The 24,588-nt window shown below is 76.0% G+C and carries 9 protein-coding genes; all 9 read right to left on the bottom strand.

What is annotated here, in order from left to right:
• Positions 1-204: 204 nt before the first annotated feature.
• The 9 genes from GA0070618_RS24635 to GA0070618_RS35580 are packed head-to-tail and all read right to left on the bottom strand — an operon-like array spanning position 205 to position 24,254.
• Entirely contained in the window at positions 205-2,505 is a 2,301-nt protein-coding gene (locus GA0070618_RS24635; RefSeq protein WP_231931442.1) for a lantibiotic dehydratase, read from the bottom strand.
• Entirely contained in the window at positions 2,505-3,560 is a 1,056-nt protein-coding gene (locus tag GA0070618_RS24630) for a methyltransferase (RefSeq protein WP_088983743.1), read from the bottom strand. The genes GA0070618_RS24635 and GA0070618_RS24630 overlap by 1 nt, the downstream gene beginning before the upstream one ends.
• Positions 3,561-3,603: 43 nt before the next feature.
• Positions 3,604-5,004 (bottom strand): MFS transporter, encoded by a 1,401-nt coding sequence (locus GA0070618_RS24625; protein ID WP_088983742.1) that lies wholly within the window; start codon positions 5,002-5,004, stop codon positions 3,604-3,606.
• A complete protein-coding gene (locus tag GA0070618_RS24620; protein WP_088983741.1) occupies positions 4,997-9,478 on the bottom strand; it encodes a non-ribosomal peptide synthetase in 4,482 nt (1,493 codons plus the stop codon). The genes GA0070618_RS24625 and GA0070618_RS24620 overlap by 8 nt, the downstream gene beginning before the upstream one ends.
• Entirely contained in the window at positions 9,475-12,834 is a 3,360-nt protein-coding gene (locus GA0070618_RS24615; protein WP_088983740.1) for a non-ribosomal peptide synthetase, read from the bottom strand. The genes GA0070618_RS24620 and GA0070618_RS24615 overlap by 4 nt, the downstream gene beginning before the upstream one ends.
• Positions 12,831-13,565, bottom strand: coding sequence for a DUF6875 domain-containing protein (locus GA0070618_RS24610; protein ID WP_088983739.1), 735 nt, complete (start codon positions 13,563-13,565; stop codon positions 12,831-12,833). Before GA0070618_RS24610 ends, GA0070618_RS24615 begins: the two co-directional genes overlap by 4 nt.
• The gene (locus GA0070618_RS24605; protein WP_088983738.1) at positions 13,559-14,929 is read right to left on the bottom strand and encodes an FAD-dependent oxidoreductase; all 1,371 of its coding nucleotides are present in this window, start codon (positions 14,927-14,929) and stop codon (positions 13,559-13,561) included. The genes GA0070618_RS24610 and GA0070618_RS24605 overlap by 7 nt, the downstream gene beginning before the upstream one ends.
• A complete protein-coding gene (locus GA0070618_RS24600) occupies positions 14,926-18,174 on the bottom strand; it encodes a non-ribosomal peptide synthetase (RefSeq protein WP_088983737.1) in 3,249 nt (1,082 codons plus the stop codon). The genes GA0070618_RS24605 and GA0070618_RS24600 overlap by 4 nt, the downstream gene beginning before the upstream one ends.
• A complete protein-coding gene (locus GA0070618_RS35580) occupies positions 18,171-24,254 on the bottom strand; it encodes a non-ribosomal peptide synthetase (RefSeq protein ID WP_088983736.1) in 6,084 nt (2,027 codons plus the stop codon). The genes GA0070618_RS24600 and GA0070618_RS35580 overlap by 4 nt, the downstream gene beginning before the upstream one ends.
• Between the last annotated feature and the right edge of the window lie 334 nt (positions 24,255-24,588).

Raw genomic sequence — 24,588 nt, 5'->3', positions numbered from 1 at the left:
GTCGTCGGCGACGCGACCGACCGCATCGGGCGGTCCTTCGCACATTCCGCCGAGCGCGCTGAGCCGCGCCGATGCCCGAACACCACCCATCCGTCGACGCGGTCAGGCCGTGGCGACAGCGCGGGCGTGGAGAAAGTGGGGGACGGACCCGCACCTGGCGGGCGGCACCCCGAGGGCACGCCGCGCCGCCGCCCGCGCCTGCGGTCAGACCGGCGTCGTGGGAGCGGCGACGAAGCGCAACTCCGAGCTGTGCCGGCGACCGTCGGCGTCGGTGAGCCAGAGCTGCCCCGGGTCCGGCAGCATCTCGGTCACGGTGACCTCGGCGGTGGCCCCGCCGGCGCGTCGCGCCCGGCGGACCGCCCGGCAGAACACCTCCACCGACGCCAGGCTGGCCAGGTCGACGTGGACCGGCTTGCGCTCACCGGTGCAGCGGAGGAAGACGTGCCGGGGCAGGCCGAGCCGGTTCGCCCAGGACCGCGCCCGCACGAAGCGCCGGGCCTCGTCCGGGTCGCCCGCGAAGTCCACGTCGCCGGCCGGGACCGTCCAGGACTCCCGGCTGACCACCAGGCGGTCGATGGTCACCCGGGGCAGGTGCGGTGCCGGCGAGAGCAGCCGGAAGTGCGGCATCAGGTTCGCGGCCACCAGGTCCGCGAAGACCTCCACCAGGTCGTGGCCCTCGCCGCCGGAGCGGCGACGGACCAGCAACCGACCGTCGGTGTCGACCACGTCGCAGTCGCCGACCACCAGGTCGTGGTCGGGGTCGTGGCCGCAGGTGTCCGGGGCGAAGACCAGCCGCCGGTGGCCGGGGGCGAGCAGTCGGGGCGAGAACCGGGTGGCGCTGCCGCCCTGGCTGCCGGTGGCGGCGATCCGGACCACCGCGGCGGGCAGGTCGGCGGCCATCGCCCCGGCCAGCGCGGCCGGGTCCGGATGGCAGTCGACCCAGCTGGCGTAGCGCATGGTGTGGTAGCCCGGGTGCAGCTCGCCGAGGACCCAGTCGACGTCACCGGCGACGATCGCGGCCAGATCGGGGGCGGCGACCATCAGGTCCGGGCTGTGCTGGACGGCCGTGGCCCAGCCGGGCGGGCCGGCGGGGAACACGGCGGCAGCGGCGGCGCGCAGGTCGGCGACGCGGCGTCGCACCCGCCGGTCGTCGGCCCCGACCGCGAGCAGCCGTTCCCACCGGTGGTGCAGGGCGCGGGTCAACGGGCGGACCACCGGACCCGGGTCGTCGATCAGCACGTCCCGGGCGGCGAGCCACAGGTCGGCCAGCGGCACCGGCGTGCCCGGTCGCCGGGCCGCGAGCTGGTCGTACCGGGCGCGCAGCGCCCGCCGGTAGAGCGCCGCACCGGCCGCCGTGTACCAGCGGGCGCTGTCCAGCAGCAGGGTCAGCGGCGCGGCGAGGGTGTCCAGGGCCGCCCGGCCGAGGCGGATCGAGTCCGGCCGTCGGCACTCCTCGAAGACCAGGGTGCGGCCGGCGTAGAGCTGACCGGCCGCGCGGACCGGGGCCGCGCCGGTGAGGTCGGTGAAGGTCGCGCCGAGCCCGGCGAGGGCGTCGCGCACCGCCGTGGCGTCCCCCCGGGCCGCCGTCACGGTCGCCGCCGCCGAGGTCAGCCGGTCCAGCGCGGCCAGCGCGGGTGCGCGTACCGCCGGGTCGTCGACGGTGGCCACGACGGACCGCAGGGTGGCGGCGGGGTGCAGGTCGTCGGGGGCCGCCTCCAGGGTCCACTCGATCCGGCGGTCGGCGTGCAGCCGGTCCAGGGCCGCCCACACCCGGTCCGGGTCTCCTCCGGCGTCGGCGCGGACCGTCGCGACGACCTGCCGCGCGGTACGCCCCGGTCGCAACGCCCGCAGGACGGCCGCCTGCACCGGGTCCAGTGGCACCGGGTCGGCCGACGGCACCCGCAGAGTGTTCCCGTCGACGCCGAGCAGCGGCAGCAGCCGGGGCACCAGCCAGGGCCGCAGCGGCGGCGCGAGGGCCCGGCCCAGAGCCGCGAGGGCCCACCCCTCCAGGTAGAGGGTGCGGTCCCCGGCGGTGCCGTCGTGCACGGCGCGGACCGGTTCCGGCTGCTCCGGGTCGATCCGCGCCCAGCGCAGCGGCCCGAAGAAGCCGATCGTGTCGTTCTTCGCGGCGTACCGGTGCAGGTAGCTGGTGACCAGGGCCTCGGTCTTGCGGTGCCGGCCGGTGCGCGACACCGTCTCCGGGTCCCGGCGCAGCAGGGTGTCGAAGCCGCTGTCCAGGGCCGCTGGGTTCTGCCAGGCCACCGCCTCCCGGATCCGGGGGTCCGCGGCGGCGGCGTGCAACGCCCGGGCGAGAGCCCGTTCGGCGTGCCGGAACCGGGCCCGGTACGCGCCGTCGTCGGCCCCGGCGCCGACCGCGTCGGCGAGGGCGGCCAGGTCCGGATCGGCCAGGGATTCGAGCAGGTCGACGGGGAAGCCGGCGGCCCGGACGCAGAACGAGCGCCACAACCCCCACCCGCCGCCGAGCGGGACCAGGTGCGGGGACATCAGCCGGCCAGCACCGCGGTCACCAGGTGGTCGGTGTCGGAGCCGGTCAGCATGTGCTGGCGGACGTCGACGAAGCCCGCCTCGCCCAGCAGCGCGACGAGTTCGTCGTAGGCGTACGCCCGGCCGCCCTGGGTGTGGAAGAGGTTCAGGCTGAACATCCGGACGAACGCCTCCCCCGGCCCGGCCGGACGCTCCGGCACCTCGGCGAGGGGTTCGAGCAGGACGACCCGGCCGCCGGGACGCAGCGCGGCGGCGGCCCGACGCAGCAGGGTGCCGACCGCCTCCTGCTGGTAGCCGTGCACGATGTTGAAGAGCAGCACCAGGTCGTGGCCGGTGCCGAGGTCGGCGGTGAACAGGTCACCCGGACGCAGGGTGACCCGGTCGGTCAGGCCGGCGTCGGCCACGGTCCGCGCGCCCTGGGCCAGCGCCCCGTCGAGGTCCACCACGGTGGCCCGCAGTTGCGGGTGGGCGGTGAGAAGGGCGACCGGGTACGCGGCGTGCCCGCCGCCGACGTCGAGCACGCTGCGCGCCTCGGCCGGGACCGGCACCAGTTCGACGATCTCCGGGCCGAGCGCGTCGGCGAGGCCACGCAGCATGGTGTGGAAGTCGGCCAGGGCGTCCGGGTGCTTCTCCAGCCAGGCATAGAAGTCGCCGGTCGGGCCGCCGGAGCGGATCGACGACTCCAGGTCCTGCCACCAGCCGGTGAGCACGGTCGACCAGAAGGAGAGCGCCGGGGCGAAGCTCCCCGGGGCGTCGCGCAGCAGCCAGCGGGCGGTGTTGACGCTGTTGGCGTACTGCCCGTCGGCGCGGGTGAGGTAGCCGTACCCGGCCAGCGCGTCGAGCAGGATCCGCAGCCCCAGCGGGTCGGTGCCGGTGCGCCCGGCGAGCCGGTCGACCGGCAGCGGCCCGTCGGCCAACGCCTCGAACACCCCCAGCCGCAGGCCGGCGGCGGCGCTGCGGAAGGAGACCGCGTCGAGCAGGTCGAGGTACGCGGCGGGGGCGGCGTCGGAGGCGAGGAACAGGTGGGCCTCGTCCGGGCTCAGCGGCACCGGCATGGCGGGGCGCTCCTTCGGGTCGGTTACGGGTTCGGGGACAGGGTCAGCGGTTGGCGGGAACGGTCTCGGGGCCGGCGGCCCCGTCGGCGGAGCCGGTGTCGGGGCCGGCACGGTCCTCGGAGCCGGCGTCGGAGCCGACCGGGTCGTCGGGGAGGGCGTCGGGCAGGTCGTCGACGCCGCGCAGCGCCGGCCACGCCCACGCGGCCCCGGCGAGCAGCACCATCAACGCGCCGGTGACCGCGAAGACCAGGGCGACACCCCGGCCGTCGCCGGTGCCGATCACCTGACCGACCGAGCCGGCGAGCGCCCCGTCCGCGCGCAGCAGCGGCTCGACGCCGTCGGCGATCGGCCCGGCCAGCACGTACGCGACCGGGATGCTGGCGTCGCCGATCACCCGGGCGGTGGCGAGCACCCGGCCCAGCACGGCCGGCTCGGTCTTGGTCTGGATCAGCGTCATGGTGGAGCTGTTCACGATCGGCAGGGTGAACAGGAACAGCGGGGCGACCACGCCGATCAGCCACACGGACGGGGCCGCCGCGTGCAGCACCAGCGCCACCCCGCCGATCGCGAGCCCGCCGCACACGGCGGTGATCCGCCGCGCCGGCCCACCCCACGCGCCCATCAGCAGGCTGCCGGCGAAGAGTCCGGCCCCACCGGCGAACATCAGCACGCCGAGGGTGTCCGCCGAGGCGAACGAGAGGACCAGCGGCTGGACCAGCACCCCGGCGATGCCGAAGAGGAAGTTGAACGCCCCGAAGACCAGCATGAGCCGGAGCAGGCCGGGGCGCTGCCGCAGGTGGTGCCAGCCGGCGGCGGCCCCGCGCAGCACCGGCTCGTCGGCGGGGGCGTCCCCGGCCGGGCGGGTCACCTCGGCGGGCAGCCGGACCAGCAGCAGCGTGCCGGCCGCGACGACGAAGGTGCCCAGGTCGACGACCATCACCCCGCCGACCCCGATGGTCACCACCAGCACCCCGGCGACCAGCGGCGCGGCGATCTGCACCGCCCGGGAGACCTGCATCAGCCCGTTGAACCGGCCGAGGTTCCGCTTGCCGACCAGCGCCGGGGTCATCGCCTGGTAGGCGACCTGGTGCACGGTGGACGCCCCGGCGCTGAGCACCGTCGCCAGGTAGATGTGCCACACCTGGAGCGCGTCGGCGGCGACCAGCGCGGCGAGCGCGGCGGTGCCCACCGCGGCGAGGGTGTCGCTGGCCAGCATCAGCCGGCGGCGGTCCCGGCGGTCGGCGAGGGCCCCGGCGAACGGCGCCACCAGCACCGCCGGCAGGGTGGCGGCCAGGAAGATCATCGAGAACTGGGTGACGGAGCCGGTGCGCTGGTAGACCCAGACGCCGAGGACGAACGCGGTCAGGCTCGACCCGATCAGGGAGACGAGCTGGCCGAGCCAGATGGCCACCCATCGGTGGGTGGGCAGCGTACGGTCAGCCACGGGTCCTCCCCGGCGGGTCGAGGAACCCGGCGGCGACGAACGCCGCCAGGTAGGTGTGCAACAGGTGCGCGTCGGCCGGCGGGCAGGTGACGCCGGCCGCCGCGAGGGCGTTCTCGGTGGCGGTGCAGTCGAAGTCCGGTTGGGTGCGGACCGGGGTGTCCGCGCCGAACAGCGGGGTGAACCGGGCCAGGGCGACGTCCGGCCGGGCCAGCAGCGCCGCCCGCCAGCGCGGGTACGGCACCAGGTCCACCGGGTGCCCGAAGTCGGTGACGGCCTCGGCGAGGTCGGCGTAGCTGACGGTGCGGTTGTTGTAGTAGTGGTGGTCACCGGTGGATCCGGTCCGGGTCAGGTGACCGATGCCGGCGCCCACGTAGTCCACCGGGGCGAGGTCGGCGGGGTCGTCGATGTCCGGCACGGCGCCGAGTTGCACGCAGGTCTTCAGCAGCCGGCTGAAGAAGTCGTCGACGTTGCCGACCCCGGTACGGGCGTCGCCGGTGATCCGGGCCGGCCGGTGCACGCTGACCGGCAGGCCCCGCTCCCGGGCGGCGCGGACCAGCGCGTCGGCGACCCACTTGCTGGCGTTGTAGCCGTCGTAGAGGCCGTCGCAGTCGTCCGGCACGTCCCCCTCGCGGACCAGGGTGCCGGTGCGCGACGGCGTGACGAAGACGCCGAGGGTGGAGACGAAGTGCACCGCGCTGGGGCGGGCCGTGGTGGCCAGCCGGAGCACCTCGTACGTGCCGTTGACGTTGGCCGGGCGGAGCACCGGGTACGGCTGCACGAAGTTGACCACGCCACCGTTGTGGACGACGGCGTCGAGCCGTTCGCCGAGGTCGGCGAAGGCCGGATCGGTCAGCCCGAGCCGGGGCGCGCCGAGGTCCCCGGGAAGGCCGACGAGGCGGTCGGCGTACTCCGGTTGCCAGAGGCCGTACCGGCGCAGGTTGGCGCGGACCCGGTCGACAGCGGCGGCCGGGGTGTCGGCGCGGACCAGGCAGTGCGCGGTGGCCCGGGTGTGGGTGAGCCAGTCGGCGAGCAGGTACGCGCCGAGGAACCCGGTGGCCCCGGTGAACAGGACGTGCTCCGGCACCTCCGCCACGGTGCCGGCCGGCACGGTCAGGTCGTCGGCGCGGCGTGCCTCGGCGCGCAGCAGGTCGCCGTGGTCGACCGGGGTCGGCCCGTCGCCGTCGAGGACGGCGGCGAGTCCGGCGAGGTCGGCAGACTCGAAGAGCGCCCGCAGCGGCAGGTCCGCGCCGAGGGCGGCCCGGATCCGGGTGACCACGGTGGCGGCGAGCAGCGAGTGCCCGCCCAGGTCGAAGAAGTTGTCCCGCCGGCCGACCGGTCCGGTGCCGAGCAGGTCGGCCCAGATGTCCGCGAGGGCCTTCTCGGTGGGGGTGTCCGGCGGCTCGTGCGCGGGCCGGTCGGTGGCGTCGGCAGGGGCCGGCAGGGCGGCCAGGTCCAGCTTGCCGTGCCGGTTGGTGGGCAGTTCCGGCACCTGGACGAAGGCCGCCGGGATCAGCTGCTCCGGCATCCGCCGCCGGAGCGCGGCGCGCGCCGACGCGCCGTCCGGGGCAGTGTCCCCGACGAGGTAGGCGACCAGGCGGGAACCGGTGGCGGAGTGGTCGACCACCACGGCGGCCCGGCGCACCCCGGGCAGGGCCGCGCAGGCCGCCTCCACCTCGCCGACCTCGATCCGGTATCCACGGATCTTGACCTGCCGGTCGGTGCGCCCGAGGAACTCCAGTGTCCCGTCGGCCCGGTGCCGGGCCAGGTCGCCGGTGCGGTAGAGCCGGGCCCCGAGCGGGCCGTACGGGTCGGGCACGAAACGGGCGGCGGTCTCGGCGGGTCGGCCGAGGTAGCCCCGGGCCGGCGCGGTGCCGCCGACGTACACCTCGCCGGACAGGCCGACCGGCACCGGCCGCAGGGCGGAGTCGAGGACGTGGACCCGCACGTTCGGCACCGGACGCCCGATCGGCAGCCGGGTCAGACCGGGCAGTTCCCTCCCGTCGACGGTGGCGTGGGTGGTGGCGCAGACGGTCGCCTCGGTCGGGCCGTAGTGGTTGTACACGGTCACCCGGCCGTCGGTGAGTCGCGCCCACCGCCGGACGGTGTCCAGGTCGACGGCCTCCCCGCCGACCATCGTGCCGCGCAGCGGGCCGACGTCGACCGGCCCGGACCGGCCGGCCAGGTCGTCCACCCAGCGGGCCCAGAGCGGCGCGGCGGTGTCGACGAGGGTGATCCCGTGGGTGCGGCACAGCTCGGCCAGGCCGGGACCGGTGATCGCCGCCGGCTGCCGGTGCACCACCAGCGCCGCCCCGCTGGCCAGCGCCGGGAAGAGGTCACCGACGCTGGCGTCGAAGCTGAGCGGGGGCAGCATGAGCAGCCGGTCGCCGGGACCGATGCCGTGCAGGTCGGCGAAGGCCAGCGCCAGGTTCACGGCGGTGCGGTGACCGACCATCACGCCCTTCGGCGTGCCGGTGGAGCCGGAGGTGTGGATGACGTAGGCGAGCTGGTCGGGGTGGGTCGCCGGGGCGGTCACCTCGCCCGCCGTCACGCCGGGGTCGCACCCGTCGGCGTCGGGGTCGACGACGAGCAGCGTGCCGGCGTACGGCCGGTCGTCGGGGTCGGCGTCCTCCGGCGGGGCGGCCAACGTCCGGGCGAGGTCGGCGTCGGTGAGGCAGACCGTGGTGCCGGCGGCGGTGAGCAGGGCACGCAGCCGGGCCGGCGGGTGGCCCGGGTCCAACGGCAGGTAGCCACCGCCGGCGGTGAGGATCGCCAGGATGCCGGTCAGCGCGGCGGCTCCCGCCGGCAGGACCAGCCCCACCGGCTGGTCCGGCCGGACGCCGAGGCCACGCAGCCGGGCGGCGAGCCGGTCGGCGTCCGCGACCAGCCGGCCGTAGGTCAGCGGCGGCCGGGCGGGGGCGTCCGGGCTGACGTCCAGCATCGCGGGCGCGTCCGGGTCGAGCGCCGCGCGGGCCCGGACCAGGTCGTGCAGGCCGCCACCCGTCGGGTACGCCCGGCCGGTGGCGTTCCACCGGGCCAGGTCCCGCCGCTCGGCCGGGCCGGTCAGGTCGAGGTCGGCGAGCCGGCGCTGCGGTTCGGTGGCGAGCGCCCACAGCACGGCGGTGAGCCGGTCGACGAAGCGCGCGACGGTCACCTCGTCGAACAGGTCGGTGTTGTAGTCGACCAGACCGGCCAGGCCGGACCCGGCGGCGCGCACCGCCACGGTCAGGTCCAGACGGGAGGTCTCCCGGACCACCGGGACCGGCCGGACGGTGAGGTCACCGCGCGGGCCCTCCGAACCGTCCTGGTTGACCACCAGCATCACCTGGTACAGCGGGTTGCGGCTCGGGTCGCGGGGCAGCCGGGCGGTCTCGACGATCCGCTCGAACGGCAGCTCGGCGTGGGCCAGCGACGCCACGCAGGTGGCCCGGACCCGGTCCACCACCTCGGCCAGCGTCGGGTCGCCGGAGAGGTCGGTCCGCAGCGGCAGGGTGTTCACCAGCAGACCGACGATGTCCTGCTGGGCCGCGTCGGCGCGCAGCGTCACCGGCGAGCCGACGCAGACGTCGTCGGTGCCGCCGAGCCGGGCCAGCAACACCTGGAGCCCGGCGAGCAGCACCATGAACCGGGTGCAGCCGGTGCGCCGGCCCAGCGCGTCGAGGGCGGCGGTCAGGTCGGCGGCGACGGTGAAGCCGTGGGTGCGTCCGGCGAAGGTCTGGGTGGCCGGTCGGGGCCGGTCGGTGGGCAGGTCGAGCAGGCCGGAGCTGCCCGCCAGCCGGGTGGCCCAGAACTCCCGCGCCCGGTCGGCGGCCCCACCGGCGAGCCGCTCGCGCTGCCACAGAACGTGGTCGGGGAACTGGGCGACCGGGGCGGGAGCCACGCCGGCGCCGGTCCGGTGCCGGTGGTGCCCGTCGAGCAGTCCGGTCAGGACGATGTCGACGGACCGCTCGTCGGCGACGATGTGGTGCAGGCTGACCACCAGCAGGTGCTCGTCGTGGTCCAGCCGGCCCAGCCGGACCCGCAGCAGGGGTGCCCGACCGAGGTCGAAGGGGGTCTCGGTCTCCCGCCGGACGACGTCGGCGACCGCCGCGTCGCGGTCCACGACGGAGCCGCCGGTCAGGTCCTCGACGACCACCACACACCGCGCTGCCGGATCGTCAGCGGGGAGCACCTCCTGCTCGACCCGCCCGTCCCGGTCCACGAACCGGGTCCGCAACGCCTCGTGTGTGGCGACCAGGTCGTCCAGCGCGGCCTGCACCGCGGCCGGCTCCAGCGGCCCGGTGAGCCGGACGGCGTGGCTCATCACGTACGCCGGGCTGCCCGGTTGGAGCCGGTCGAGGAACCACATCCCCTCCTGCGTCGAGGAGAGCGGCACCGGGGTGCCCGGGGCACGGCGGGGAATCCCCGGCGGCGCGGTCGCGGTGCCCAGCCCCCGGCGGGCCATCAGCTCCCGGATCAGCCGTTCCCGGTCGGTCATGACGGTCCCTCCACCAGTGCCCGCAGTTCCTCGTCGGAGAGGCCGGCCATCTCCTGCCGGAAGGCGGCGACGGCGTCGACGTGACCGGGCGTCGGCTCGGCGGCGCGCAGCGCGTCGGCCATCGCGGCGACCGTGGGAGCGGCGAAGAGCAGCGGGATCGGCACTTCCATCTCCACCGCCGCGCCGATCCGGCCCAGCGCCCGCACCCCGAGCAGGGAGTGTCCGCCAAGACGGAAAAAGTCGTCGTGCACACCGACCGCGTCGACCCGCAGCACGTCCTGCCAGATCTCGGCGACCAGCCGTTCCACCGGGTCGCGGGGAGCGACCGGGACGGCGGCGGAGTCGGTCCACCGGGGAGCGGGCAACGCCTTCCGGTCGACCTTGCCGCTGTCGGTCAGCGGCAGGGCGGCCAGCGGCACCAGGGTCGCCGGGACCATGTACTCGGGCAGCCGGCAGGCCAGCGCGGGCCGGACCCGCTCCCAGAGGCTGTCCGGGTCGGTCCCGGCGGCCGGCACCGCGTAGGCGACCAGCCGGACGTCGCCGTCTCCGCCGGTCCACGCGGTGACCACGGCGTCGGCGACCTCGTCACGGGCCCGCAGCAGCGTCTCGATCTCGCCCGGCTCGATCCGGAAGCCGCGTACCTTGACCTGGTGGTCCGCGCGACCGAGGTATTCCACCGTGCCGTCGGGTCGACGGCGGGCCAGGTCGCCGGTGGCGTAGAGGCGGGCCCCGGGCCGGTCGGCGAACGGGTCCGGCACGAACCGGTCGGCGGTGAGGCCGGGACGGCCGTGGTAGCCCCGGGCCACCCCGGTCCCGCCGACGTACAGTTCGCCGACCACGCCCACCGGCACCGGCTGGAACGCCTCGTCGAGCAGGTGGAGTCGGGTGTTGGCGATCGGCCTGCCGATGGTGACGACGGCCGGGGCGGGCGGCACCGGTCCGGCGGACGAGTAGACCGTCGTCTCGGTCGGCCCGTAGCAGTTCCACAGCGACGCCCCGTCGGCGAGGAGCGCGTCGGCGAGGTCCCGGGGCAGCGCCTCGCCGCCGGTGAGCCGCAGCCGCACCGTCGGGGGCACCCCACCGGCGGCCAGCAGGAGCCGCCAGGTGGCCGGGGTGGCCTGGAGCACCGTCGTCCCGCTCTCGGCCAGCCGGCGGCGCAGGGCCGGCCCGTCCGCCGTCTCGTCGGCACCGACCACCAGCAGCGGGACGTCGCACATGAGCGGCAGGACCAGCTCCACCACGGAGATGTCGAACGAGAGGGTGGTGACCGCCGCGAGCAGGTCACCCGGCCCGAGGTCGAGATCGGCCCGGAAGGAGGTGAGCAGGTTGAGCACGGCCCGGTGCGGAACGGCCACGCCCTTCGGGCGGCCGGTCGAGCCGGAGGTGTAGAGCAGGTACGCCAGCGCGTCCGGGTGCGGGGCCGCCGGATCCGGCTCGTCGGTCCCGGCGGCGTCGTCGACCGTTCCGGAGGTTCCGGTGTGGGCTCCGGTGTCGTCCAGCAGCAGGACGGTCGGAGCCGCGTCCAGCACCCCGGCCAGCCGGTCGGCGACCGCGCGGCTGGTCAGCACCACGCGGGCGCCGGAGTCGGCGAGCATGAAGCGCAGCCGTTCCGCCGGCAGGGCGGGGTCGAGCGGGAGGTAGCCGGCTCCGGCGCGCCACACCCCGAGCACCGCGGCGACCATCCCGACGCCCCGGTCCAGGCAGATGCCGACCGGCGTGTCCGGGCCCACCCCGGCGGCGCGCAGCCGGCGAGCGATCCGGCCGGCCCAGCGGTGCAGGTCAGGCCGGTCGAGCTGTCCGTCCGGGCCGGTGACCGCCGGCGGGGAACCCGGGGCTGCCGGGCCGGTGGGCAGCAGGTCCAACACCGAGGAGACCTCGGGCAGCGGGCGGTCGGTGGCGTTCCACTCCACCAGGGCCTGCCGCAGCTCCGCCCCACCGAGCAGCGGGATCCGGTCCAGGGGGCGGTCGGGGTCGGCGACCGCCGCCGCCAGCAGGGTGCACAGGTGCCGACCGAGCCGGTCCACGGTGGCGACGTCGAACAGCGCGGTGTCGTACTCGAACGCCAGCCGCAGCGCGCCGTCGCCGGTCCGCTCCCCGACCAGGGTCAGGTCGAACTTCGCCGAGCCGCTGTCCACCTCCAGGGTGCTGGCCGTGCAGCCGGTGAGCCGGAACCCGTCGTACGGCGCGTTCTGGAGGACGAGTTGGGCCTGGAAGACCGGCGCGTGGGCCAGGCTGCGGTCCGGCTGCAACTCCTCCACGAGCTTCTCGAAGGGCAGCTCGGCGTTGCCGAGGCCGGTGAGGGCGACCTCGCGTACCCGGCCGACCAGTTCCCGCAGCGACGGCGATCCGGCCGTCGACACCCGCAGGGCGACGGTGTTGACGAAGAACCCGATCAGCCCCTCCAGGTCGGGGTGGTCCCGGCCGGCGACCGGGGTGCCGACGACGATGTCGTCCTGCCCGCTGTGCCGGGACAGGACCGCCTGGAACCCGGCGAGCAGGGTCATGAAGAGGGTGACCCCGGCCGTCCGGCCGAACTCCTCGACGCGGCTGGTGACCTCGGCCGGGAGGGTGAGGTAGTGGGCCGCGCCCCGCTGGGAGCGACTCGTCGGGCGGGGCCGGTCGGTGGGCAGGGAGAGCAGGGCCGGAGCACCACGCAGGTGGGCCAGCCAGTGGTCGAGCTGCCCGCGCAGGGTGTCCCCGGCCAGCCGGTCCCGCTGCCAGACGGCGAAGTCGGCGTACTGGGTGGGCAGCTCGGGCAGGCGGGCCGGCTCGCCGGCCAGCGCGGCGGCGTACGCGGTGTCCAGCTCCCGGAACAGCACACCCAGCGACCACGCGTCGGAGACGATGTGGTGCAGGCAGAGCGACAGGTGGTGCCGGTCGGTGTCGGTCCGGACCACCACCACCCGCAGCAGCGGGCCGGCGGTGAGGTCGAACGGCGTCCGGGCCTGCTCCCAGACCAGCCGGGTGGCCTCGGCGTCCCGGTCGGCCGCCGGCAGCCCGGTCAGGTCGACCACGGCCAGGTCCGGCACGCCGGTCGGGTGGACCACCTGCACCGGTTCCCCACCGGACTCGGCGAAGGTGGTCCGCAGCGCCCCGTGCCGGGCCACGATCGTGGCCAGGGCGGTGCGCAGCGCGTCGACGTCCAGCGGGCCGCGCACCCGGAACGCCACCGGGATGTTGTAGACCGGGTCGGCGCCGGTGAGACGGTCCAGGAACCACAGCCGACGCTGGCCGAAGGAGGCCGGGTGCCGGCGGGGCGCGCGGGCCCGTTCGGCGAGCAGCCGGGCGAGCAGGGCCCGCTTGTCCCCGGCGGCGGCCCCGGCGGCTCCGGCGTCGGCGGCGTCGGCCGTGCTCATCCCACCTCCTGACTGAGCAGCCGGCGCAGCGCCGGCGCACCGGCGGGGGTCTCGGGCACGACGAGGCCGTGCCGGGCGGCCGCCGCGGCGATCTGCTGGCGCAGCGCGCCGGGCGCGCTGTGCGCGAAGTACCGCAGGTACGCCGCGCAGGTCACCGGGTCGTCGACGAGGAACGGCAGGTCGCTGGCGACCATGTGCCGGACCACCAGCATCGGCACCGGGCTGTGCAGGGGCCGGAACTCGGTGTTCCACAGGCCGCCCTTGTCCGGCGGCCCGTCGTGGAACTCGCCGAGCATCAGACCCTGTTCGGTGTACGCCGGCTTGAGCCGCGCCTGGGTGCGGTCCACCGTCTCCCGGGCCACGTCGGCGGGCAGGTCGGGCAGGGTGAGCAGGATCGTCTTGAACTGGGCGGCCGGTCCGGCCAGCGGTTCCAGGCCGGCGAACCAGTCCCGGTACCCGGCGAGCACCGTGTCCAGCTCGACCGGGTCGACGCTGCCGCCCCGGTGCACGGCCAGGTAGAAGGTGTCCCGGTCCAGCGAGCCCTGGGCGTAGGGACAGACCGGTCCCTTGCGGCCCAGCTCCGGGTGCGGCTCGCAGAGGTACTCCCGGGCCCAGGCGACGACCGCCCGCAGCTGGTCGACCGCGCCGTCGAGCAGCGGGTGCGGCGGGTCGGCGGAGAGGTCGGCCGCGGTGAACAGGATCTGTCCGGGAAGGAGCGAATGAGTCAGCACGATGTCCCCCGCCCCCCGGTCCGGCGCCCGGCGCGCAGCCCGGCGGCGAGGGCGACCACGGCGCCCAGGGCGAGACCGGCGCCGGCGCCGCGCAGGACACGCTCCTGGCGGCGGGCCCGGGCCAACGCGTCGGCGTACGGGGTGGTGGTGTGGGCGACCATCGTGTACAGCGGCACCCAGCGCCCCGGCAGCAGCCGGGACAGCACCCGGTCGGCGGCGGCGGAGAGGGTGTACCCGGTTCGGTGCACCCGGTCCCGCAGGTCGACGAAGTTGGCGGTGGAGAGGTCGGCGAGCACGTCGGTGTGCGGCTTGCGGGCCGCCTCGTACGCGGCCAGCGCCGCCGCCCGGTCCGTCGGATGGTCGGCGAGGCAGCCGTCGAGCACCAGGCAGTCCTCGAACGCGGAGTTCATGCCCTGGCCGTAGAACGGATAGACCGCGTGCGCGGCGTCCCCGATCAGCACCACCCGGTCGGCGTGCCGCCAGGGGGCGGTGCGCACGGTGACCAGGTGCCCGGTCGGGTGTCCGGCGATCTCGTCGACCAGGTTCGGCATCAGGTCCCCCGCGTCGGGGAAGTGCCGGCGGAAGAAGTCACGCACCGCCGCCGGGGTGTCCAGCGCGGCGAAGCTCACCGGCCCCTCGTGGGCCATGAACAGCGAGCAGGTCAGCGAGCCGTCCCGGTTGGGGTGCGCCACCATCAGCGCCTCGTGGCCGGGCCAGACGTGCAACGCCTCCAGCCGGACCCGGGGCCGGCCGTCCGGGCCGACCGGGATGGTCAGCTCCTTGTACCCCCAGGGCAGGAACTCCTGGGCGTAGTCGCTGCGCAGTCCGTGCTGCATCTGCTGCCGGACGGTGGAGAACACCCCGTCGGCGCCGACGACCCAGTCGGCGGTGATCCGGATCGGCTCCCCGCCACCGGTCGGGGCGACCTCGACGGTCGCGGTGTCCCGGTCCAGCCGCAGCAGCCGGCTGCCGAAGTGGAACCGCACCCCCGGTTCCGCCTCGGCGGCCTCCACGACCAGTGAGATCAGCTCGTCCCGGAGCACCGAGTGGAGGATCTCGTGTTCCCGCACCCCGTACGGCTGGAAGCGCACCGAGCCGTCCGGGGCGTGCACCACCCGGCCACGCATCGGCACGCTGCGCTTGAGCACGTCGTCGAGGAGACCCACCCCGTCGAGGGCACGCATGCCCCGGGCGGAGAGGCCGAGGTTGATCGACCGGCCGCCCGCGCCGGGCGGGGCGGTGCGGGGGTCGGGCCGTCGCTCGTGGACGTCGACCGTGTGGCCCCGCCGGGCGAGGTAGAGCGCGGCGAGTGAACCGGCCAGGCCGGCTCCGATGACGACCACCCGTTCCCGGTGCGGGGTCACATGTCCTCCTCGGCGATCAGGGTGTCCAGCAACGCGTCGACCTCGCTGTCGGAGAGGTCGTCGAGTGAGGCGAGCAGGTCCTGCGGGGTTGGCCCGGCGGGACCGATGCGGTCGGTGCCGGCGGGGGCCTCGACCCCGGCGGCGACGATGACGGCGAGTTCGGCGATGGTGGGCGCGGCGAAGAGGCTGCGCAGCGCCAACTCGGTGCCGAAGGTGGTGCGGACGCGGGCGATCAACCGGGTCGCGGTGAGCGAGTGCCCGCCGAGGGCGAAGAAGTTGTCGTGCACGCCCACCTCGTCCCGGCCGAGCACGTCCCGCCAGAGCGCGGCGAGCTGCTCCTCGACCGGGTCGCGCGGTGCGACGGGCCCGTCGCCGCTGGTCTCCCGCCAGGTCGGCTCGGGCAGCGCCCGCCGGTCCCGCTTGCCGCTGGCGGTGCGGGGCAGCGCGTCGAGGACGACCAGGGTCGCCGGCACCATGTACTCGGGCAGGCGACGGGCCAACGCGGCGCGCACCGGCGGCCAGAGCGAGGCGGCGTCGGCGCCGGCCGGCTCGGTGACCGCGTAGGCGGCGAGCCGGACGTCCGCCCCCGTACCCCAGGTGGTCACCACGGCGTCCCGGACGCCGGGCTGGTCGCGCAGCGCGGCCTCGATCTCGCCCAGCTCGATCCGGAACCCGCGCACCTTGACCTGCTGGTCGGCCCGGCCGAGGTATTCCAGCCGCCCGCCGGGCAGCCGCCGGGCCAGGTCGCCGGTGGCGTAGAGCCGCCCGCCGGGACGGTCGCCGAACGGGTCGGGCCGGAACCGGTCGGCGGTCGGTCCCGGCTGGCCGTGGTAGCCCCGGGCGACCCCGGCGCCGCCGATGTGGATCTCACCGACCACCCCGTCGGGCACCGGCTCGCCGGCCGCGTCGAGCAGGTGGACGCGGGTGTTCGCGCAGGGTCGCCCCAGGTCGACCGGACCGGTGGCGTCGACCGGACCGGCCGAGGAGTAGATCGTGGTCTCCGACGGGCCGTACCCGTTGAGCACCCGCGCTCCGTCGGCGCGCAGCCGGTCGGCCAGGTCGCGGGTGAGCGCCTCGCCGCCGCTGATCCGCAGCCGCACCCCGGCCGGTACGCCCCCCGCGGCGACCAGCATCCGCCACGTCGCCGGGGTGCCCTGGAGCACGGTGACGCCCCGGTCGGTGAGGGCGGCGTGCAGGGCGGTGGCGTCGAGCGCGGTGTCCGCGTCGAGCATCTCGATCCGGGCGCCGGCCAACAGCGGGAGCACCAGCTCCACCACGGAGATGTCGAACGCCGGGGTGGTGATGGCGGCGACCCGGTCGGCGGGGGTCAGGTCGAGCAGCCGGTGGAACCCGACGAGCAGGTTGACCACCGCGCCGTGGGTGACCGCGACGCCCTTGGGACGGCCGGTGGAGCCGGAGGTGTAGAGCAGGTAGGCCAGCGCGTCCGGGTGACCGGCGACCGGCGGCGGGTCGGCGGGAAGCCCGGTCGGGTCGAGCTGGTCGAGGCGGAGCACGACCGGCGCGGTAGTGCCGGCGGCGACCGCCCCGGCGGCGTGGGCAGCGCCGGTGGCGTCGGTGAGCACCACCGGCGGGGCGGCGTCGGCCAGCATGGTGGCGAGGCGGTCGGTCGGCAGCCCCGGGTCGAGGGGCAGGTAGCCGGCGCCGGCCCGCCAGACGCCGAGGACCGCCGCGACCAGGTCGGTGCCCCGGCCGAGGCAGAGCCCGACCGGGGTGTCCGGGCCGACGCCGTGGCGGCGCAGCAAATGGGCGATCCGGTTGGCGCGTACGGCGAGGTCCCGGTGGCTGATCGTGCCGCCCGGCGCGGCGACCGCCACGGCGTCGACGTCGACGGGCGGGTAGCGGTCGAGCAGCTCGGCGACCGTCGCCACCGGGGGCAGCGGCAGGTCGGTGTCGTTGCCGGCGCGCAGCAGCCGCTCCCGCTCCCCCGCGTCGAGCATCGGCAGCTCGCCGACGGGGGTGCCGGGCCGGTCCAGGGCGACGGCGAGGAGGGTGAGGTACCGGTCGGCGAGGCCGGCGACGCGGGCGGAGTCGTAGAGGTCGGTGCGGTAGGTTATCCGGCCCGTCAGGCCGTCCGGCCGGTCCTCGACGGTGAACGTCAGGTCGAACTTGACCGTGCCGTTCTCCCACAGGCGTGGGGTGATCCGCAGGCCGGCCGCCTCGACCGGGGCGGACGGTTCGTCCAGGGCGAACATCACCTGCACCACGGGGGCGTGGGCGAGGCTGCGGCTGGGGGCCAGCCGGTCCACGATCCGGTCGAAGGGGACGTCCTGGCGGGCCTGGACGGCGGTGGCGGAGGCCCGGGCCTGGGCGAGCACCCCGGCGAAGTCCGGCCGGTCGGTGAACCGGGCCCGCAGCGCGAGGGTGTTGGCGAAGAAGCCCACCACGTCCCGGGTCTCCGGTCGGGTCCGCCCGGCCACCGGCACCGCCACCAGCAGGTCGTCGGCGCCGGTGAGCCGGTGCAGCAGCACCTGGAAGCCGGCCAGCAGCCGGGTGAACAGGGTGCCGTCCCGGCCGGCGCGCAGCCGGGCGGTCAGCGTCTCGGGGAAGCCGAACCGGACCTCGCCGCCGGCGTCGGTCTGCTCGGCCGGGCGGGGCCGGTCGGCGGGCAGCTCCAGCAGGGTCGGCGCGCCGGCCAGCTCGGCGTGCCAGAAGTCCAGGTCGGCGTCGAAGGCGCCCTGCTCGTCCTGCTCGCGCTGCCAGACGGCGAAGTCGGCGTACTGCACCGGCGGTGGGGGCAGGTCGGGGTGGGCGCCAGCGGCCAGGGCGGCGTACCCGGCGGCGAGTTCACGGAAGACGACCCCGAACGACCAGCCGTCGGCCACCGCGTGGTGCACCACGACGGTGAGCACGTGCGCGTCGGCGGACCGGCGGATCAGCCCGAACCGGGCCAGCGGGCCGGTGTCCAGGTCGAAGGGCTCCCGGGCGGCGGCGTCCACCAGGTCGGGCCAGTGCTCGCCGCCGTCGACGACGGGCAGCCGGACCGGCGCGGCCGGGGCGACCACCTGGGCGGGTTCCCCGTCGACGGCGGTGAAGTGGGTGCGCAGCGCCTCGTGCCGGTCCACCAGCCAACTCAGGGTGGCCTCCAGCGCGGCCACGTCGAGCGGGCCGTCCAGTTCGACCGCCCAGGCGATGTGGTAGGTCACCGCGCCCGGGGCCATCTGGTCGATCATCCACAGTCGACGTTGGGTGAACGACGACGGCAGGACATAGGTTTCGGTGTTCATACTCCCGCCTGGGTGCGGTGGGGACGGTCCGACCGCCGGTCGGCGGCCGGAGTGCCGGGCACGGTCTTCTCGACCGGGCCGGGGGTACGCGTGTCGACGGCGACCAGGCGCAGTTCCGCCGTCCGGTGCCGGCCCTGCGCGTCGGTGAGCCAGGCCTGCTCCGGACCGGGCAGCATCTCGGTGAGCCGTACGGTGGACTCCGGGTCGTGGCCTGCGGCGCGACGCACCGCGCGGGCGAAGACGTCCACCGCGGCGAGGCTGGCGAAGTCCAGGTGGAAGGGCTTCTCCTCGGCCGGTGTCTTGACGAAGACGTGCCGGGGCAGGGCGTGCTCCCGCTGCCAGCGCCGGACGTGGTGGAACCGCTCGCCCTCGTCGGGCAGCCCGGCGAAGTCCAGCCCGGCGGCGCTGAACCGCCAGCTCTCCCGGGCCAGCACCACCCGGTCGACGGTGATCCGGGGCTGGTGGTCGGCCGGCCGCCGGATGTCGAAACGCTGCACCAGCTGCACCATCAGCGCCTCCCCCAGCACCTCGGTCAGCGGCAGCCGGTGCCGGCCGTCCCGGCTGTGCACGGTCAGCACGCCGTCGACCGGCCCCAGGAGGCAGTCGGCCACCGGCAGCGACGTGACCGGGTCGAGCCCGCAGCTGTCGTGGCCGAAAACCAGGTGCAGGTCCCGGTCGGTGACCAGCTTGTCGGTCAGCCGGGACGACGCGCCGCCCTCCTCCCCCGTGGCGGCCAGGGTGATCCGGCCGTACGGCAGGTCGGCGGCCATCGCGGCGCGGAGCTCCTCCGGCGCGGGGTGCTGGGCGACGAACAGCGCCGACCGCAGCGTGTTCACCCCCGGGTGCACCTCGCCGACCACCCAGTGGAAGTCCCCGCGCGCCACCGCGTCCGGCCCGTCCGCGGCGAGCAGCACGTCCGGACTGTGCTGGTACGCGCCGACCCAGCCGGGGCGGGGCGCGGCGAACGCCTCCGCCACGCGGTCCCGCAGGTCGGCGGAGACCGCGGTGATCCGGTGGTCGACGGCTTCGGGCAGGATCTTCGCCCACCGGTCCTGGAGCGCGCGCACCACCGGCGCGATCAGCTTCTCCGGCGGGTCGAAGAGCAGGTCGTTGGCCCAGAGCCAGAAGTCGGCGAAGGACACCGTGTCGCTGCCGACGCGGGCCACCAGTTCCCGGTACCGCTCGGTGAAGGCCCGCCGGAACAGCGCCGCCCCGGCGGAGGTGAACCAGCGGACGCTCTCCAGCAGCAGGGTCAGCGCCGGCCAGCAGGTGGCGACGAGGTCGGTGGAGAGGGTGACCTCGGTGCCGGACCGGCAGTCCTCGTAGACCAGGGTCCGCCCGGCGTAGGTCCGGCCGGCGCGGCGGGTCGGGGCGGTGCCGGTGAGCGAGGTAAACCTCTCCTCCAGCGCCTCGATCGCCGCACCGAGTCGGTCGGCGTCCCCGGCTGCCGCGGTCACCTCGTCGCGGGCCCGTTCGAGGTCGTCGAGGGCGGCCAGGGCCGGTTCCCGTACGGCCGGATCGCCGATCGCGGCGAGTCGGGCCCGCAGCGCGCGTTCCGGGAAGAGGTCCTCCTTGGGCACCTCCAGCGACCACGAGATCCGGCGTTCCCGGCGCAGCTCGTCGAGCATCCGGTAGACCTGCTCGCTGGTGGCGATCCCGGTGGCCGGGTCGGCGACCAGCGCGGCGGCGATCTCGCCGGCCGGCCGGGTGCCGTCGCAGGCGCGCAGCAGCCGGGCCGTCGCCGGCGGCAGGTCGACCGGTGGGGTCAGCGGCATGCGCAGCTCGTCGCCGAGGACGGCCAGGAAGGGCATCCGGCGCGGCACCAGCCACGGCCGCAGCCCCGGGTCACGGGCGGCGAGGGCCTCGGCCACCTCCACCACCGCCCAGTTCTCCAGGTAGACGGTGCGACGGGCGAGCGGTGCGGCACCGTGGTGGACGGCGAGCGCGGGTGGGGCGTCGGTGATCCGGGCCCAGCCGACCGGGCCGAAGAAGCCGATGGTGTCGTTCTTGACGCAGTAGCGCTGGAGGTAGGTGGCGACCAGCGCCTCGTGCTGGCGGTGCCGGGAGTCGCGCCGGTCCCCGGCGGCCCGGACCGGGTCGACGCCGGTGCGCAGCGCGTGCCGGTTCTGCCAGGTCACCGCCTCGCGGAACAGCGGGTCGGCGGCGGTGGCCCGCAACGCCTCGGCGCGGGCCGCGCCGGCCCGGTCGTACGCGGCCCGGTACGCCGCGAGCGCGACGTCCCGTGCGTCGTGAGCGGCGCGGAGCGCCGCGTGGGCGTGGACGAGCACCCCGCCGTCGACCGACGCGGCACCGGCGGGCAGCGGCTCCGGTGGGGTGTCCCGGCGGAGCTGACGGACCGCCCGGTTCCAGCCGGTCCGCTCCCCCGCCGGGCTGGCCGCCCGCGCCCGGCGCAGCCGTTCGGCCAGGTCTCGTCGGGCCCCGGTGAGCCGTTCCCCGGCCGTCAGCAGCGCGTCGGCGGCCTGGACCAGGTCCCCGTCCCCCAGGGCGGTCAGCGTCTCGATCGGGAAGCCGGCGGCCCGCAACCCGACCCAGCGCCACAGCGCCCACGGCCCGGGGACCGGACGGACCAGGTGGGCCGGTCCCCCGGCGCGGCCCGCCCCGGGTGGCGCGGACGGCGTGACCGGCTCCGTCACGGGCGGGACGGCCGCCACGGGCGGGACAGCCGACGCCGGCACGCCGGCCGACGTGGGCGGGGCAGCCGACGCCGGCACGCCGGCCGACGTGGGCGGGGCAGCCGACGTGGGCGCCGGGGCCGGCGGCGGGACAGGGGCGCTCCGGAGCGGTGTGGCGGCGCCGGTCGGACTCTGCGTCGACCGGTACCCGCGCCGGTCCCGGCGGACCACCCCGGTGGACGCGGCCCGCACGCCGGAGGCGTGGTGGGCGACGGCGTCGGCCAGCGCGGCGAGTGTCGGCCGCTCGTAGACCAGGCGGACCGGCAGGTCGACGCCGAACCGGTCGGCCACGACGAAGGTGAGCCGGGTGGCCAGCAGCGAGTTCCCGCCGAGGAGGAAGAAGTCGTCGTCGGCGCGGGCCGGCGCGGCGCCGAGCAGCTCGGCCCAGACCTCGGCCAGCCGGAGGTGGGCCGGATCGGTCAGGTCGGCGGGCGGCCGGTCCGGCGGCGGTTCCGGCAGCGGCAGGGCCCGGCGGTCGACCTTGCCGTTACGGGTCAGCGGCAGGGCGGGCAGGACCAGGTGGGCGGCCGGGCGCAGGTGGACGGGGAGCCGCTCGGCGGCGTACCGGGCCAGGTCCTCGGGGATCGGCACGGCCTGGCCGGGTCGAGGGGTCAGGTAGGCGAGCAGCCGGCGTCGTTCCCCCTCCCCGTCGACGACCACGACCGCGTCCCCGACGTCCGGGTGGGTACGCAGCACCGCGGCCACCTCGCCCGGCTCGACCCGGAAGCCCCGGATCTTGACCTGCCCGTCGATGCGCCCGAGGAAGTCGAGGGTGCCGTCGGGCCGCCAGCGGACCAGGTCGCCGGTGCGGTACATCCGGGCGCCCGGACGCGGGTCGAACGGGTCCGGCAGGAACGCCGCCGCGGTCGCCCCCGGACGGCCGAGGTAGCCCCGGGCCAGCCCGACGCCGCCGGTGTACAGCTCGCCGGGCACCCCGACCGGCACCTCGCGTCCCTGCGGGTCGAGGACGTACACCGTGGACCGGGGCACCGGACGGCCGATCGGCACCGGGTCCGGCACCGCCTGCGGGTCGGTCATCGGGTGCACGCAGGTGAAGGTGGTGTTCTCGGTCGGACCGTACCCGTTGACCAGGGGCGCGCCGCCGCGCACCCGGAGCGCCCGGCGGACCGCCTCCGGGGCGAGCACGTCCCCACCGGCGAGCAGTTGGCCGACCCCGGCGAGGCACTCCGGGTCGAACTCGACCAGTTGGTGGAAGAGGCCGGCGGTCAGCCAGAGCACGGAGATCCGTTCCCGGCGCAGCAGCCGGGCCAGGTCGGCGAGGTCGGGCGCGCCGGCCGGGGCCACCACCAGCCGGGCGCCGTTGGCCAGGGCGCCCCAGATCTCCAGGGTGGCCGCGTCGAACGCCACCGGGGCCAGGTGCAGCACGGTCTCGTCCGGGCCCAGGCACAGGTAGCCCGGCTGGTGGACGAGGCGGACCACGGCGGCGTGCGGGACCGCGACCCCCTTCGGGGTGCCGGTGGACCCGGAGGTGAAGCTGACGTAGGCCAGCCCGGACGGGTGCAGCCGCCGGGCCGGCACCGCACGGTCGGTGGCGGGGACCGGGACTCCGGACGACTGACCGGCGGCGGTGGGCGCGTCGGGGGCCGACCGGTCGACGGCGGGCTGGTCCAGGCGGAGCAGTCGGGTCGCGCCGGGCACGTCACCGGTGGCCAGCACCAGCGGATCCCCGGCGACGGCGAGCAATTGCCGGATCCGGGCCGGCGGGTCGTCCGGGTCCAGCGGCAGGTACGCGCCGCCGGCCTTGAGCACGGCGAGGAGCGTGACGACCAGGTCCACCGAGCGGGGCAGGGCCACCGCCACCGGCTCGTCCGGTCGCACGCCGGCGGCCACGAGCCGGTCGGCGAGACGGTCGGCGCTCTCCTCCAGCTCGCGGTAGCGCAGGGTGGTGCCGTCGGCGCCGACCAGGGCGACCGCGTCGGGCTGTCGGCGGGCCACGGCGGCGACCAGCGCCGGCACGGTGGCGTCGGCCGGGTACGCCCCGGCGGGGTCAGCGGTGGTGTGGAAGCCGGCCAGCAGGGCCCGGTCGGTCGGGTCGGTCAGGGGCAGCGCGGACACCGGCCGGTCGGTTCCGGCGGCCAGCCCGGTGAGGACGAGCAGGAACTGGCGCAGCATCGCGTCCGCACCGGCCTCGGAGAGCCGGCGGCGGTCGTGGTAGAGGAGCACGGTCAGCGTCGGCTCGCCGTAGACGCAGACGGTGACGGGCGGACCGGGGTGCCGGTGGACACGGGCGACCCGCTCGCCCCAGCCGGGCACCGATCGGCTCAGCGCAGTCTGGAGGTCCTGGTGCTCGTACATCAGGAGGCTGTCGAAGAGCGGGGTGCTGGCCGGCACGCCGCTCCAGCGCTGGATCTCGCCCAGCGGGGCGAGCTGGTGCGGGCGGACCTCGTCGATCTGCCGCCGGACGTCGAGCAGCCAGTCGCGTACCGGCCGGTCCGGCTCGACCCGGATCCGGGTCGGCACCGTGTTGATCAGAAGGCCCAGCATCCGGTCGGCCCCGTCCACCGTGTCCCGGCGGCAGGTGCGGGTGGAGCCGAACACCACGTCGTCTGTTCCGGCGTAGCGGTGCAGCAGCACCGACCAGGCCGCGGTGACCAGGGTGCCGAGGGACACTCCGACGCTCCGGGCCGTGGCGACGAGGGCGGCGGAGGTCCCGGCGTCGAGGGACCGGGTCGTCTCGCGGACCGACGACGTGTCACGGGGTGGGGCGTCCGGACGGCCGGTCAGCGGCAACGGGGTCGGCAACCGCGCCCCGGCCAGCCGGGTGCTCCAGAACCGCCGGTCGGTGTGCAGTGGTCGGCTGGCCGCCCACACCGCGTAGTCGCGGAACGGCGGTCGCTGCGGGGCCACGTACGGGCGACCGGCAACGAGCGCGTCGTGCTCGGCGCAGACCTCGTCGAGCAGCATGTGCACCGAGCGCCCGTCGAGGATGGCGTGGTGCAGGGTGACCGCCAGGGTGTGCCGTTCCGCCCCGTGCGTGATCAGGGTGACGCGGGCCAGCGGCGCGGTCGAGGAGTCGAAGCCGGCGGCCCGGTCGTCGGCGAGAAAGCGGGCCAGCCGCTCGGCACGGCCGGCGGGCGACCGGACGGACCAGTCGTGGTGCACCACCGGCAGACTCGCCCGCGCGCGGACCTCCTGCGCCGGTTGGCCGTCACCGGGCCAGACGAAGGCGGTGCGCAGCACCGGATGCCGGGCGGTGGCGTGCTGCCAGGCGGCCCGCATGGCGGTCGGATCCAACGGCGCCGGCCAGTCGACGACCACCTGGAGGATGTCGATGCCCGACCCGGGCTGGTGTTCCTGGGTGAAGAGCATGCCCGGTTGCAACGTGACCGTGCCGTACCGGCCGTCGGTGTCTGCGTCGGAGGACATTGCCGGCACCTGTACTCCTTCACATCCGGCGAACCGGACAAGAAACACCCTAGAAACCAGAGATGACCTTGGGGAATGCGGAATTCTGCCGCCCGTTATCCGCCTTGCTCAGCAGGATTTCCGGCGGCGGCTACGGCAGACAAGAAGCTACGAGGGCGATTCAGGTCTGTCAACAGTCACGATCCCGGTTCGCCGGTCGTCGGTCACCATCGGACGGACCACCACCGGTCCGCCCGACAGGAGGGAAACCGGCACGATTCCCGGAAGGACCGGAAGCGTTTGTTCCACAATGGATTTCGGTGGGCGGGGAAGCCGATCGCGGCGCGGGCGGGGA

The sequence above is a fragment of the Micromonospora echinospora genome (genome assembly GCF_900091495.1).
Classification (GTDB): Bacteria; Actinomycetota; Actinomycetes; order Mycobacteriales; family Micromonosporaceae; genus Micromonospora; species Micromonospora echinospora.
This window is presented reverse-complemented; position numbering and strand designations above follow the sequence as displayed.

Excerpts from the sequence above, each read along its gene's own strand:
- GA0070618_RS24620 (WP_088983741.1), bottom strand. The coding sequence starts at position 9,478 with ATGACCGACCGGGAACGGCTGATCCGGGAGCTGATGGCCCGCCGGGGG.
- GA0070618_RS24630 (WP_088983743.1), bottom strand. The coding sequence starts at position 3,560 with ATGCCGGTGCCGCTGAGCCCGGACGAGGCCCACCTGTTCCTCGCCTCC.
- GA0070618_RS24615 (WP_088983740.1), bottom strand. The coding sequence starts at position 12,834 with ATGAGCACGGCCGACGCCGCCGACGCCGGAGCCGCCGGGGCCGCCGCC.
- GA0070618_RS24600 (WP_088983737.1), bottom strand. The coding sequence starts at position 18,174 with ATGAACACCGAAACCTATGTCCTGCCGTCGTCGTTCACCCAACGTCGA.
- GA0070618_RS24635 (WP_231931442.1), bottom strand. The coding sequence starts at position 2,505 with ATGTCCCCGCACCTGGTCCCGCTCGGCGGCGGGTGGGGGTTGTGGCGC.
- GA0070618_RS35580 (WP_088983736.1), bottom strand. The coding sequence starts at position 24,254 with ATGTCCTCCGACGCAGACACCGACGGCCGGTACGGCACGGTCACGTTG.